A 13,961-nucleotide genomic window follows, 5' to 3' on the forward strand; every position below is an offset into this window, starting at 1 on the left:
TGATGTTTTTTTTGTTGATGGGTGTAATTAAACTGTATTATTTTCCAAAAGGGATTTTTAACGAAAGCACAAGATTTCTTCCTGCTTCAGGAAGCTCGATAAGACGGTAAAAACTGGTATGGTTGAGATATTTTGTATCAAACAGATTTTGAACTTGCAGACTTAACTGGAGCGGATTGCCATACAAGGAAAGCTTTGTGCCGGCTTGTATATTTACTATCTGGTAACCAGGAGTTTTCTTTTCTGGTGGAACAATATTATCCTGTTTACTCGTTAAGCGGTAATCGATGGAGAAATAAGTATTAGACAATTGCCTGCCTGTTTTCGGAGAATATGTTAAATTGATCAGGGCAGAAGCGGGTGGAGAAAAAGGTAACGTAAAACCCTTTTTATTTCCTGATAGCTGTTTAGCCTGTAAAATTTCTCCTAAGAACTGCGTGCTTAAGTTTTTAAAAATTTCATATTTAAGCTGAAGCTCGCCTCCAAATCGCTGTACGCTACTTTGTGCGTATTCGAAAATTTGATTGCCGGCACCATAAGCATAATCATGTTCGGAGGTCGGATTTAAATAAATGTAGTTCGGGAAATAATTGTAAAACGGACTTAACTGAACAGACCACCGCTCATCATTCCAGGCCAGGCTCAAGTCGGCTTGATATGATTTTTCTGGCGATAAATTTGGATTTCCTTTCTCATAACTGAAATAGTGATAATTTACGCCATTTGCACCAAGCTCTTTAGCAATCGGCATCCTGAAGCTCTTGCCCAGGTTAAACTTTAAACCAAATTTTTCCAGATTGTAGTTTAGTCCGGCAGACCAGACCAAACTGTTAAATGTTCGGTTTAAATTAGCGGCACGTTGCAGGTTTTGCTGTGTTACCAATCCGTTTATTGTAATATCTGATGGAAACCAATCGTTGTACTGAAACATGTTGATTTGTCCGCGATCATAACGTAATGCACCATGTAGTAGTAAATTATCAGTGATCTTAAATTTATCATAAACAAAAGCTCCTATTGTTTTCTGTTTGAAAGCCGGAACTAGAAAACTCCATCCATTAATGTCATTTGTTTGAACCTCCGCATTTATTCCGACAGATAGCTCATGTGCATTAATTGTTATCCTATCTCGTAAATTGCCTGAATAAACAACTTTATTAAATTCTCTTTCCAGATCGATGGGGATTGGTAAAGTAGCGGGATAAGTTGAAGGCATAAAACCATGATTTACATATTGGCTAAATTCCTGCCTGTAATTTTTCTGATAACCTAATTCAAATTCGATTTTTTGATTCGGCAACTGATAGCTGGATCGGTTAATCAATTTAAAATGGTTAACCGATTGATAAGGGTGTAAAATATCTCTGTTTGAACTGTCGTGAAGATCTTCATTTACACGCCGTGGTTCAAGTCCATGTGCATTGGCAAAGAAGCCGCTTTTGGCAAAAGTATTGCTGAGGTAAAATACGGATCGGAACTTTTCGCCAACATATCCTGTATTGAAATGGATTCCCGTCTCACGCCCTGCAGTATTGCGTAAATGATTTTGATATAATTTTACGGCATAATCGTATACAAAAACCTGATCTGTGGGTACACGATAATCGCCGTAGTTCTGATAAGTAAATCGCGAATCGAAAAACCACCTTTTGTTTCTGCCATAAATGTTGGTTGATGTACCATAAAGGTTGTTGTTGCTTTTCGCAATTAAATCGACTGAGCCGCCAATGCTGTTCAGCGGTGGAATAGATACCGGAAGAATATCGATAACTCCTCCAATGGCATCAGAGCCATAAATAAATGAGGCAGAACCTTTAATCAATTCAATTTCGCCGGTAGCAAATTGGTCGATTTCCAGCCCGTGATCGGCGCCCCACTGTTGCCCTTCGTGTTTAACACCTTTATCAACCACTACCACCCGGTTAAAGCCTAAACCTCTTATTAATGGTTTTGACTGCCCAGAACCAATGCCGATAGTTTTAATTCCCGGAAGGCGTTCTAAGCTTTTCATCAGGCTACCACCTAGGTTTCTTTGAATAAAATCCTGATTCACAATTTCAATGTTCATCGATTCTGCTTTCCTGCGGTCCTCAACATGCTCATCTTTTATGGTCACATCATTCAGTTGCCTGATTTCTTTATTAATTGACAGATTTTTAACTACATGCTGACCATTGATTTCAACTTTACTTATGGTTTTGCTATACCCAACTGCACTGGCTATTAATTTATAGGAGCCTTTGGGTAAGGCTTCAAAATTGAATTTACCACCCTCATCGGTGATGGTTTTGTACAGAGTATTTTCAATATAAACCGTGGCATGTTTTACTGGTGTTTGGCCATTTAAAACCGTACCGCTAAGTTGAAATTGTTGGGCATACAATTGTTTAGCCCCAATAAGGCAGAGAAATAAAAAAAGAATTTTACGCATTACAAATGGCCGGAGCCAATGGCTAAGTGATCAGCACAATCAGGTTAATTGCAACTCATCGCATTAAAAATTAAAGAAAATGATCTAGGAAGATGGCTAAGTGCCAATGGGGCTTGTTAGGCGATTGCAGGCGGACCCTTATTGGTAAAGCCTTGCAACGTGAATTTATAATTGCCTACAAATACGCCAGTATTGCTTATGTTTCCTGTTGGAAGAGGAAAAGAGATAGAAAAGGGTAGTGGAAGCACGATATCTTTTCCATGTTTGTGAAAAATGTAATCGCAAACGGAACATTTTTCAGAAAAGGTAATGTTTTCTTTTTGATCAGTTACATGCTCAATATCGTTTTTACTATGCGCATGTATGATTTGAATAAATGAAATAAACAAAAAGGTAAATACCAATAAAAAGCTGATTGCTTTTGCCCATGTATTTACCTGATTTAACTTTTTGATTTTCATTTACGCCACAAAGTTGCATTTAATTCTTGAAAATACAAATGTTACCCTGGAAAAAATGAAAATTTTATAAAGGTTTTATTTTCCAGACTTGATAATTATTTGATTATCACGACCAGTTGCACCACAATTAAGCAAAATTTACAGGCTGTTGTTTAGTTATTTGGTTGATCGGTAGTGTTTTAAGTTTTACTGGATACTTATTTAGTAGACAATGTCGTACTAATAAAAATTACACTCTGATACGTATTGATTAAACTGTAAAAAAGTTACAAGTTTGAGATGTTAGAATTAAATCAACGGGACGATTTAGATTAACATTAATAGAGCGTTCAATTATTGAACGCTCTTTTTTCATTTTAGATTTCTTCATCCTCTTCAGTTTCGTCCTGCTCGTCAATGGCTTCAGCGAGTTGAGTACCTTCGCCATCTGCAAATGGAATTTCCTCTTCCGTGTAACCTTCATCATCATTTTCCAATTCATCATCATCTTCTTCTAGCTCATCTGGTTCTTCAGCAGAAAAAGTGTCATCTTCTTCATCCGCATAACCCTCAGCTGATTTTGCGCTTGAACGGTCTATCTGAAATTGTTCAATGTTTTGAATTTCTTCGTTTTCTTGTGGTTCTTGATCTGGAGTTTTCATAGTATGATTTTTATTTTTACAACATTACCTTTTGGAAATAAGTTTTTTTTAAAGCATTAAAACAATATTAGATAGAATAGTATTTACAACATTGTAATGTTAATTAGCTGTTATTTTTAGATAAAACTTTTAGGTTAGATTTATTTTTGCTTTCTTGCCGAATAATTTACGTTCGCCTAAATGAAAAATCTCTCCATAAGTTTAACTCCAGCTAAATGTGAGCTTTTGGACAATATCCTTAACGAGTTTGATGAAGAAGTATACATCAAATCCGATCGGGTGCTCAAAATATTCAGAGGAAATGGTACTCTGGCTTCAGATTATCTGGATCTTTTGGTTCAGATGAACCTGGTGATTTTAGTCGGCCAGGTAGATGGCGTACCATTGCCAGCTATGGTAGGCAAGCAAGCCGGGGTTGATATGTTTATCAGCGAAGGTGGTTTTAAAAGGCGTTATGCACTGAATAAACTCGAAGAAGATACGGGTAAAAGCATCTTTGATTTGAAGAACGAAAATCTTGATCTTAAAGAAAAGTTAGAGCAGCAAGAAAAATTGTTGAAAAATCTTGAACAAAGTATCACCGAACAGGGAAAAAACATCTTAAATATGTGGCTGGGCCGTATCGGCTTTTTGTTGCTTGGAATAATGCTAACTGCCTGTTACTTTATTTTTCTGCATTAAACTATCGCATCAGCGATTAGAACAATGTACTAGCACCAAGAAAAGCATTTACTATTGGCATTATTTCGCCTCCCAGATCAACTGCATTCCCGATTCCTACCCCTCTAATTGCTGCCAATTGATCTGTGGTTTTAGGAGGTTTCGAAGCTATATTCAATAAAGCTACATCAGAAAGAACGGTATGTTCCGGCACATTTCTTTTTTTGCTTACGCTACTTCGCCAGTTAACCAGGCTTTGATATAATTTTTTATTAACAATTTCTTTTGGAAGTTCTATTTTGCTCGTGAAGTTTTTTCTTGGTGTTATTTCGTATTTATTACCGGCTTCTAAATAGGTATGTGTATATTCCCCAATTGAAAAATTTCTCCAGTCGAAATTAAATAAAGCCAATTTTACGTTTAAAGTATTTAGCGTTGAAATTAATGTGGCCACGGTTTTTTCTGAGTTTTCGTCGGCTAGTAATTTTAAAGCGGTAAATTTTGAGATCTCTGAAATCACCAGCGTAATTTTTGGGCTAAAATAGGTTGAAGCTTTAACTAAGCGTTCAAGAAATAGTTTTTCATCAGTCAGGATTGCGTCTTTTGAAATTTTAGCCACTTCCTGAATCCTGAATTTTAACGCCACATTAATTAATTCTTTGTTCAGAATGTTGGTGGTAAGATCAAGCATGGTTTTGAAAGCTGCATTTTCATCAAATGCGCTAAATTTGGCTTGCCCGATACTTGTCCAGCTTGCTTTTAACGATGTAAAATCAAATAAATCATCGATCAAATTCCAGGCGTATTCTTTTTTATATCGTTCAAGGTTTTCAGCAGTAGGAATTTGGCTTACCGCATCTGCTGTAAATCCAATTATGCGTTTATCTGTAATGATATTTTCCATCTTTACAGGAGATTTCAATATCAAACCCGCCAAGTTCTTGCAGCGGCTTAAGGCAACATAGGCTTGGCCGTGGGTGAAAGATGAGCTTATATCTACAATTGCTTTTTCAAAAGTTAGACCCTGACTTTTATGAATGGTAATTGCCCAGGCCAGTTTAAATGGGTATTGGGAAAAGGATCCGGTATTTACTTCTTCAATTTTGTTTTCCTGCTGATCGAGATTGTATTTAAGGTTTTGCCATTCTTCCCGCTCTACTTCAAAATGTGCAGAATCATCTAAAAACTGAACACTCACCCGATCATTTGCGATGCTAACAATTTTTGCAGCCTTTCCATTATAGTATTGTTTTTTGCCTGATGAGTCATTTTTGATAAACATCACCTGGGCGCCAACTTTAAGTTGCAAAACTTCATCTACAGGATAAGCATCTTTTGGAAAATCGCCAGTTACCTTGGCAGTGAAAGCGTGGAGTTCACTATCCAGTTTGTGCAGACAATCCTGATTAATTTGTGTGACCAGATTATTGTGTGTTGTTAATGTGATGTATTCATCTTTCCAAACCTCATTTAAGCTGGGATCAAAATGCTCATTCAATTTTGCGAGCAATTCAGGAATTAAGTTGTTTTCTCTGATCCGGTTTAAAATATCCAGAAACAACGAATCCGACTGTCGGAAAACCTTTTTCAGTTCAAAAGTGATAAGCGAGATCGATTTTAGAATATGGCTATCAAAAAAATAGGGACTTAAGTAGTATGTTTTTAAAATATGCCAGGCATCATGGGCGATAGGTGAGAGCTGATACAAATCACCAATCATTAACACCTGTACGCCACCAAAAGGCATGCTGGAGCCTTTTACTTTTTTCAATGATTGGTCAATGAAATCGAGCATATCAGCCCTCACCATACTAATTTCGTCAATGATTAGTAATTCGAGGCATTTCAAAAGCTTGGTTTTTTCTTCGTTATATTTTACTTCTTTAAACTGTTGATCGCCGGCAACGGGAATAATCGGCCCAAATGGCATTTGGAAAAAAGAATGAATGGTTACTCCACCTGCATTAATGGCTGCTACAGCCGTAGGCGCAATCACAGCAAAGTTTTTTTGCGTAGTTTCTTTAATTTTCCTCAATAAAGTCGTTTTTCCTGTTCCAGCTTTACCGGTTAAAAAAATTGGTTGATTGGTAAATTTAATGAAGTCGTGAATAAGTTGATTATCTTGATCGGTATGGCTTGTTGGGTTCATCTTTGTTCAGCGAAATCTTTCTTTAAAAATCGTTATGGTTTGTACAAAGATGCGCAGAAAGCGTTTAAACATTGCGCAAAATAGAGTGTGATTTATACACATTTTATACAATCACTAATTGCAGGATGAATGGATCGTCTATCCCGAGGGTTAAATGATAGTAATTTTCATATTTAATATGCAATTAATAGAAAATGGTAGGTCTTATATCGAATAATTGATGCCTTTCATATTGATAGTTGAATGAAATCAAACAGATGATGTTGATTAGCGAAAGCGAGATTAATGTAAAATTTATCTCTTTTTTATTGTATGTTATTTGGAGATTATTGTTATTGTTCTGGTAATCAGTATGTTTAAAAATACGGCTTCTTTCACTAAAAAAAATATCGTTCTTTATTTTTGTTTGCTAATTATATTAGTATAAATTTGTTTGATTCGCGATATGCGAAACATTAAATAATTAAGCAGGAAAGCTTTTTTAAGGCTTTCAAATGAAGAGGAGTGATATGACTGTTACAGTTTTAGCGATATTGGAAACGGATTTTAAACCAGATCTTTCTTTAGGTAAAATCATGAACGAAAGATTGAAGGTTGCCGCTGAAGATTTAAGAGATATACATTTACAGGCACTGGAAACTGTTGGGCAGCGTACCGATGATGTAGTGGTTTACATAAGTTATAATCCAAAATATAAAATTCGTTGGCGTATTGTTAATGATGTGCCTAATGACGTAGAAGGTTTTGTTGCCAAAACCTGTGGTGATTTAGGTTACATTGAATGGAAAACCGCTGTAATGAACATTTTTAAGGGGAACGAATAGACACAGGTCCATATGCAATATGCGTTGTTAAATGGAGAGCGTAAGGAAGCGGTTAAGGGTGAAACTGGAATTTGTGTTGGCTGCAAGCAGAAAGTTATTGCAAAATGTGGCGCAGTTAAGATTCACCATTGGGCACATGTTTCACTCAGTCAATGCGATTCCTGGTGGGAGAGCGAAACTTTATGGCATCGTGAATGGAAAGAAGGCTTTGCGCCAGAATTTCGTGAGGTTAGTTTCTATGATGAGACAAGTCAAGAATTCCACCGGGCAGATATACATACAAGCAACGGCATCACCATTGAACTTCAAAATTCTGCAATTAATACAGATGAACTCCAGTCGAGAGAACGCTTTTACCCAAAACTGATTTGGATTGTAAATGGATTGAAGTTTAAAGGCTTTAAAGTCGTAAAATCTATTCCAAATCCACTTGATCCTTTGTTGCAGCATTATGAATTCTGTATTTCAGAACACCTTTCTTTGATGCGTACAAAAGATATTTTGACCGAAAAATCTCCTCCCGAAATACTTACCTTTTACCACGAAGAGTTAAACAATATCCCGTTTTCTACAGCATTCTATTCTTTTAGCTGGAGAAATCCACATCAATCCTGGTTAAACGCATCATGCCCGATTTTTATTGATTTAGGAGGCCATTTTTTATACCGTCTGAGAAAGAGACATCAAATTTCTTCAAATTACAGTTATTTACAGCTTGTAAGTAAAAAGGATTTCATAAAAAAATATAGTGGTCGCTAAACTGCATTTTTAATTCAATTCCTTTTCTGTATTTGTAAGTGAATTCAAGCTTCCTTTACAGGCATCGATATGTTTTCGTTATAATTTTGTTGCATAATAAATTCCACTGTTTTGGTGCTTATTAAACATATTTGATGATATTTAGGAATGAAAAAAATTGCTTTAGTTACTTTCCTGTTGTCAATATTTACTCTTCAAAAATCTATGGCCCAAACCCCAGCAATATTAAACCACATCGCCGTGTATGTTGTCGACCTAAATAAATCAACCTCGTTTTATCAAAGTGTATTTAGCCTAAAAATTATCCCTGAGCCATTTAAGGATGGAAAACATACCTGGTTTACTTTAGGGAAGGCAGGCGCACTTCACCTAATTGAGGGCGCAAAAAACAATCAAACCTTTGATAGAAATGATCATTTGTGTTTTAGTGTTCCATCTATTGATGAATTTATCAAGCTTCTGAAAAGCAAAAATATTCAATTTGAAGACTGGGCCGGTAAAGCAGGCGCTATAAATTTACGTGTAGATGGAGTGAAGCAAATATACTTCAAAGATCCTGATGGACACTGGTTGGAAGTAAATGATGCGAAACAATAAAATAAGATGCTATTTATATTCAAAACTATTCCTCATATGAAAAAAAATATACTCATCGCATTATTGCTAATTGGCTCAAATGTTTTTGCACAAACTGAAAAAGCTGAAACTGATTTTAAAGCTGTAATGCAAAAGTACAATGCCGTAGGGGCCTCAGTTGCAGTTGTTAAAAAAGGAAAAATCGTTTACACGCATTCATTTGGTTTAAAAGATTTGGAAAATAAAACTGAGTTATCTGATCGGGATATTTTTAGAATTGCATCTATCTCAAAGTCGTTTTCTGCAACTTCGATTATGCAGTTGGTAGAAGCAGGGAAATTATCATTGGATGATGATTTTGGAGATTTAATTGGATTCAAAATCCGAAATCCAAAATTTCCAGATCAAAAAATTACTTTGAAAATGGCGCTTTCACATACATCAAGTTTAAATGATTCTCAAGGTTACCTTAACCTCGATCTGATTAATCCGGACAAGAACCCCAATTGGGCAAAATGTTATAACGACTATGCACCTGGAACGAAATTCAATTACTGCAACTTAAACTTTAATATTATCGGTACCATCATCGAAAAAAAATCGGGAGAAAGATTTGATAATTATGTGAAAAACCATGTGCTGAAGCCGCTCGGGCTTTATGGAGGTTATTGTGTAGATTCGCTAGACAGTGCAAGATTTGCCAAACTTTATGAATATAATGCTACTGACAAAACCTTTACGCTTGCCACTATGGCTTATGCACCACGACGAACGGAAATTCAAAACTATGTTATGGGCTACAGTACACCAATATTCTCTCCAACAGGTGGAATGAAAATTTCGGCAACTGATTTGGCAAAATACATGGTGATGCACATGAACTTTGGAACATCAAATGGCGTAAAAATTATTTCGAAGAAAAGCGCAAAATTGATGCAAACCGCCTTAACTGATGATGAAGGATATGGCCTGGCTATCAGAGGATCCAATACTTTAATACCTGGCGTAGCACTGAAAGGCCACACAGGTTCTGCTTATGGGTTATATAGCACAATGTTTTTTAATCCGAAAGAGAAATTTGGTATCGTGATTATCACCAATGGAATTAATGCTACCTACACAGATGATTTTCCAGATTTCAGCAGGGCAGCCATTAATAGCTTATACCAGAGTTTTATAAAAAAGTAGCGGTTTATAGCTTGGCGGTTTTATATAGGGGAGCATTTCGTTTATTGTTCATTTTTTCTTTTTTAAAACTTTTATCAGTCTAAATGATTTATAAGGCGACAAGGAAATAACGATTAAACTCACGTTCAACCCCTATAGAATGCCTGAATATTTACAATTTCCTGGAGAAGCATATCCCTTAGGAGCCACGTGGAATGGAGGCGGAGTCAATTTTGCTTTATACGCCGAAAATGCTACCGCTGTTGATTTATGTTTTTTTGATCATGAACATGCCGAAACGGAAACCATCAGAATCAATATTAAGGAAAGGTCGCATCAAATCTGGCATGCCTACATTCCTGAAATTAAACCCGGGCAATTATATGGTTATCGCGTTTACGGACCTTACCGTCCAAGCCAAGGCCATCGATTCAATGGAAATAAGGTTTTACTAGATCCATATGCAAAGGCAATTGCCGGAAACATTAAATGGAACGAAGCACTTTTTGGTTATCAGTTAGGTTCAGATGAGCTTGATTTAAGTTTTAATGAGGCAGATAATGCAGCCTTCATCCCCAAATCGGTGGTGATTGACCCTGCCTACGATTGGGAAAATGATGAACATCCCAAAATTAATTACAACCAAACAGTAATTTACGAGATGCATGTCAAAGGTTTTACCAAAACTCATCCCGATATTCCTGAAAATATTCGCGGCACTTATGCAGGCCTGGCACATCCTGTTGCTATAAGCTACTTAAAGAATTTAGGTGTCACTGCAGTTGAACTGATGCCGGTTCATCAGTTTATTTCAGATCATCATCTGGAAGAAAAAGGCTTAACCAATTATTGGGGCTACAATACCATTGGTTTTTTTGCCCCTGATTCCCGTTATGCTTCATCCGATATCCGTGGAGAACAGGTTAGAGAATTTAAAGATATGGTTAAGGCTTTGCACAAAGCTGGCATCGAAGTCATTCTGGATGTGGTTTACAACCATACCGGAGAAGGTAATCAGCTTGGCCCAACAATATCTTTTAAAGGGATAGATAATAGTTCCTATTACCGTCTGGAAGAAAACAAGCGCTATTATACAGATTATACCGGTACGGGAAATACGCTGAATTCGAGGCTGCCAAATGTACTTCGATTTATCATGGATAGTTTGCGGTATTGGATTTTAGAGATGCATATAGATGGATTCCGATTCGATTTAGCTTCAACCTTAGCCCGAGAATTACATGAAGTTAACCGGCTAAGTGCTTTTTTTGATATCATCCATCAGGATCCGGTAATATCTCAGGTGAAGTTAATTGCCGAACCCTGGGATGTTGGGGAAGGCGGTTACCAGGTGGGCAAGTTTCCGCCTGACTGGGCGGAATGGAATGGAATGTACCGCGATGTAATGCGTGATTATTGGCGTGGAAATCCGAATATGTTAGGCGAATTTGCGCAACGGTTCCTGGGAAGTCCGGATTTATATGAAGGCGATTACCGCAGGCCGACAGCGAGTATTAACTTCATTACTGCACATGATGGTTTCAGCCTTCATGATTTAGTTTCCTATAACCATAAGCATAACGAGGCTAATTTAGACGACAATAACGATGGAGAAGATCACAATAAATCATGGAATTGTGGTATAGAAGGAGAAACCGATAATAAAGAAATTATCAGTTTAAGGATGCAGCAAAAGCGAAATTTCCTGGCAACGTTATTTCTCTCTCAAGGTATTCCAATGCTGGTTTCGGGCGATGAAATTGGTAAAACACAACATGGAAATAACAATACGTACTGTCAGGATAACGAACTTTCATGGATTGACTGGGAAAACGCAGATCAGTCTTTACTGCACTTTACCAAAGAATTAATTCGTTTGCGTTTAAATCATCCGAGCTTGAGGCGTAGAAAGTGGTTTAATGGCTTAGAAGTAGGGGATGGTGTAAAGGATATTGCCTGGTTTACGCCCGACGGTAATCCAATGAAAGGTCATAATTGGGAGAAAGATTTTGCCAGGTCCATCGGAATTTATTTCCATGGTGAAGGGATACAAAGTAAAGGGCCTATGGGTGAGGATATTTTAGATAATCACTTTTTTATCATCTTTAATGCGCATTACGAAGCACTGTCGTATAAACTTCCAAAATCTGACTACAGCAAAAAATGGCGAAAAATTTTAGATACGGCAAGCGGTGAAATATCAAAAAACGAGCTGGAGCTTTATGAAGCTGCTCAGGATATTGGTGTTGCAGGAAGATCGGTATTGGTATTGAAATCTGAGGAATAAAAAAAGCTCGAGTTTTGAAACCGAGCTTTTGAAACCAATTAAAGTAAATTGGTTAAGCCATTCTTTGGGTATTGAATGGATAATATCTTAATAGTCGCTTTTGGGTTACTAATTACACCACCTTTAAATTTATGGGAAAAAGTACCTCCAGATGCTGGTAAGTCAATTAGATGGGCACAATCTACAATGGTGTTATCCACCATTAGCCCATCATGCTCGTTCACAATTCCTTTGCTCATCTTAAGGTTTATTGATTTGCAAAACGCTGATAAGTGCTGGCAGATTTAATCTTCTCCATGCTGATATAATCTTTCAATTTAGAGAATTCCATGCTTTGAACCGCCTTAACTGCAGATTTCAGCTTTTCACTACTTACTCCTAATCTTGTTGCCCAGTAATTGCGATCCTTTTCGTCGGCGATCTCAACTACTTCTTTCCTTGCTGTTGTCGAAATGTTTTGGTATTCCATCGGTTTATAATTTGGTTACAAATAAGATAAAAACACCTGTTTAATTATTTTGGTTTTTAAAAATTTCGATTATTTATTCTTGAGTTTAATTTTTATGGGAAGATTACAATTTTATAGAATAATCAGTAGTCAGTTTGCAAGAGCATTTCGGTAGCTTAAAGTAAAAAACTTAAGCATTTAACAATTTAGATTTTGATTTAAATTATTGAAAATAAACGGGTTAAGTTTGTTAAACAAAATAAGAGTAACAATTATTTTACATGTATTTTGCGGGCACATTTTTGTGATGTATTATTGTATGTAATAAAATTATTACGTACAAACAAACTAATCACCTCTAACCAATTTCTTCATGGCATTATTGCGTCAAAATTTTTTTAACAACAATCGGGTTGTTTTATCGATTTGGGTTTTGATCACACTTATCTTCGTTGTCGATTCATGGGCAACACATCCTTTCAATAACTATTTAATTTTTGAGAATACCTTTCGCAATCTGCTCAAAGAGCAATCACTTTATGCGGCATATCCAAATTTCCACAATGATACCAATCACTACGGACCAGTTTTCAGCATATTGATTGCTCCATTTGCCATGTTACATAATTGGATAGGGCTACTATTTTGGAACTTATTTAACTGTATAGTATTATTTAAGGCCATCCAGACTTTGCCTTTATCTACAGAAAAAAAAGTAATTATTGGATATATCGCTATACCATGTTTAATCGAATCGATGTTAAACCAGCAATTCAATGCAACTGCTGGCGCATTAATGATTTTAAGCTATACACAAATTAATAAGAAACAAGGCTTTTGGTCGGCGATGTGTATTGTGCTGGGCACATTCGTTAAGCTTTATGGTGTGGTTGGCTTAGTATTTTTCTTTTTTTCAAAGCAGAAAACTAAGTTCATCGGGTGGTTGGTTTTTTGGTCGATTGTTTTCTTTTTACTGCCGATGTTATTTGCTTCTCCTCAATTCGTTGCCCGCTCTTATATCGATTGGAAAAACTCTTTAATAGAGAAAAACTTAAGCAATATTATGGGAGCGGCTGGCGATATTTCTATAATGGGTTTTTTCCGGAAGTTGTTGCATATTCGTCAATTATCTAATTTGCTTTTCATTGCAATTGGAAGTTTGTTGTTTCTTCTTCCGTTTCGGTTTATACACCTTTACAAAAACAAAAAGTTTCAGTTGATGATCCTGTCTTCAGTTTTACTGTTTCCGGTATTGTTTAGCACAGGAGCTGAAGATTGTACTTACATTATTTCTATCGCAGCTGTTGGCTTGTGGTATGTTTTTGAGCAAAATCGCTCTGCTAAAAATGTTTTACTACCTGTATTGCTTTTTATAACCTGTAATTTTCCGCTGTTGCTTTTTCCTGTTTTTGCAAAGTCACACCCGTTATCACTCTCTGTTTTGAGTTTGCCATATTTCTTGGTTTGGCTAAGGGTGCTTTACCTGGCCACCCAGGTTGGGCATGAGACTATCGAAGAAAATGAAGCCGAAATGGTCACCGCTTAATAAATAATTTGT

The 13,961-nt window shown here is 36.5% G+C and carries 13 protein-coding genes; 7 read left to right on the forward strand and 6 right to left on the reverse strand.

What is annotated here, in order from left to right; genetic code table 11:
- Nucleotides 1-37 precede the first annotated feature (37 nt).
- The 3 genes from EA772_RS16470 to EA772_RS22140 all read right to left on the reverse strand — a co-directional run bounded on the left by EA772_RS16470 (nucleotide 38) and on the right by EA772_RS22140 (nucleotide 3,533).
- The gene (locus tag EA772_RS16470) at nucleotides 38-2,383 is read right to left on the reverse strand and encodes a TonB-dependent receptor (RefSeq protein ID WP_210405047.1); all 2,346 of its coding nucleotides are present in this window, start codon (nucleotides 2,381-2,383) and stop codon (nucleotides 38-40) included.
- Between the two features lie 164 nt (nucleotides 2,384-2,547).
- Entirely contained in the window at nucleotides 2,548-2,892 is a 345-nt protein-coding gene (locus EA772_RS16475) for a hypothetical protein (RefSeq protein ID WP_124914169.1), read from the reverse strand.
- Nucleotides 2,893-3,248: 356 nt separating this feature from the next.
- Nucleotides 3,249-3,533 (reverse strand): hypothetical protein, encoded by a 285-nt coding sequence (locus EA772_RS22140; protein ID WP_168187588.1) that lies wholly within the window; start codon nucleotides 3,531-3,533, stop codon nucleotides 3,249-3,251.
- A 180-nt stretch (nucleotides 3,534-3,713) separates the two neighbouring features.
- On the opposite strand from EA772_RS22140, the gene EA772_RS16485 reads away from it, so the two are divergent.
- A complete protein-coding gene (locus EA772_RS16485) occupies nucleotides 3,714-4,214 on the forward strand; it encodes a hypothetical protein (RefSeq protein WP_116168415.1) in 501 nt (166 codons plus the stop codon).
- A gap of 16 nt (nucleotides 4,215-4,230) precedes the next feature.
- Here EA772_RS16485 and EA772_RS16490 read toward each other — a convergent pair whose 3' ends face one another.
- Nucleotides 4,231-6,342, reverse strand: a complete 2,112-nt coding sequence (locus EA772_RS16490) for an HRDC domain-containing protein (protein WP_124914170.1) — start codon at nucleotides 6,340-6,342, stop codon at nucleotides 4,231-4,233.
- 494 nt (nucleotides 6,343-6,836) lie between these two features.
- Between EA772_RS16490 and EA772_RS16495 the strand changes: the two genes are divergently transcribed.
- From EA772_RS16495 to glgX, 5 genes are all read left to right on the forward strand, one after another.
- A complete protein-coding gene (locus tag EA772_RS16495; RefSeq protein WP_246833971.1) occupies nucleotides 6,837-7,166 on the forward strand; it encodes a hypothetical protein in 330 nt (109 codons plus the stop codon).
- 24 nt (nucleotides 7,167-7,190) lie between these two features.
- On the forward strand, nucleotides 7,191-7,925 hold the full coding sequence (locus tag EA772_RS16500; RefSeq protein ID WP_246833972.1) for a competence protein CoiA: 735 nt from the start codon (nucleotides 7,191-7,193) through the stop codon (nucleotides 7,923-7,925).
- 204 nt (nucleotides 7,926-8,129) lie between these two features.
- The gene (locus tag EA772_RS16505; RefSeq protein WP_124914172.1) at nucleotides 8,130-8,522 is read left to right on the forward strand and encodes a VOC family protein; all 393 of its coding nucleotides are present in this window, start codon (nucleotides 8,130-8,132) and stop codon (nucleotides 8,520-8,522) included.
- Nucleotides 8,523-8,558: 36 nt separating this feature from the next.
- Nucleotides 8,559-9,689 carry a serine hydrolase gene (locus EA772_RS16510; RefSeq protein WP_124914173.1) on the forward strand — a complete coding sequence of 377 codons (1,131 nt, stop codon included), beginning with the start codon at nucleotides 8,559-8,561 and terminating at the stop codon, nucleotides 9,687-9,689.
- A 139-nt stretch (nucleotides 9,690-9,828) separates the two neighbouring features.
- The gene (gene glgX, locus EA772_RS16515; RefSeq protein WP_124914174.1) at nucleotides 9,829-11,955 is read left to right on the forward strand and encodes a glycogen debranching protein GlgX; all 2,127 of its coding nucleotides are present in this window, start codon (nucleotides 9,829-9,831) and stop codon (nucleotides 11,953-11,955) included.
- A 38-nt stretch (nucleotides 11,956-11,993) separates the two neighbouring features.
- Here glgX and EA772_RS16520 read toward each other — a convergent pair whose 3' ends face one another.
- Both EA772_RS16520 and EA772_RS16525 read right to left on the reverse strand, forming a co-directional pair.
- Nucleotides 11,994-12,194 carry a hypothetical protein gene (locus EA772_RS16520; protein WP_124914175.1) on the reverse strand — a complete coding sequence of 67 codons (201 nt, stop codon included), beginning with the start codon at nucleotides 12,192-12,194 and terminating at the stop codon, nucleotides 11,994-11,996.
- Nucleotides 12,195-12,202: 8 nt separating this feature from the next.
- Entirely contained in the window at nucleotides 12,203-12,424 is a 222-nt protein-coding gene (locus tag EA772_RS16525) for a DUF3606 domain-containing protein (protein WP_010602550.1), read from the reverse strand.
- A gap of 412 nt (nucleotides 12,425-12,836) precedes the next feature.
- Here EA772_RS16525 and EA772_RS16530 point away from each other — a divergent pair, with 412 nt between their 5' ends.
- Nucleotides 12,837-13,949 carry a glycosyltransferase family 87 protein gene (locus EA772_RS16530; RefSeq protein WP_168187589.1) on the forward strand — a complete coding sequence of 371 codons (1,113 nt, stop codon included), beginning with the start codon at nucleotides 12,837-12,839 and terminating at the stop codon, nucleotides 13,947-13,949.
- Nucleotides 13,950-13,961: the final 12 nt, after the last annotated feature.

The sequence above is a fragment of the Pedobacter sp. G11 genome (genome assembly GCF_003860265.1).
GTDB lineage: Bacteria > Bacteroidota > Bacteroidia > Sphingobacteriales > Sphingobacteriaceae > Pedobacter > Pedobacter agri.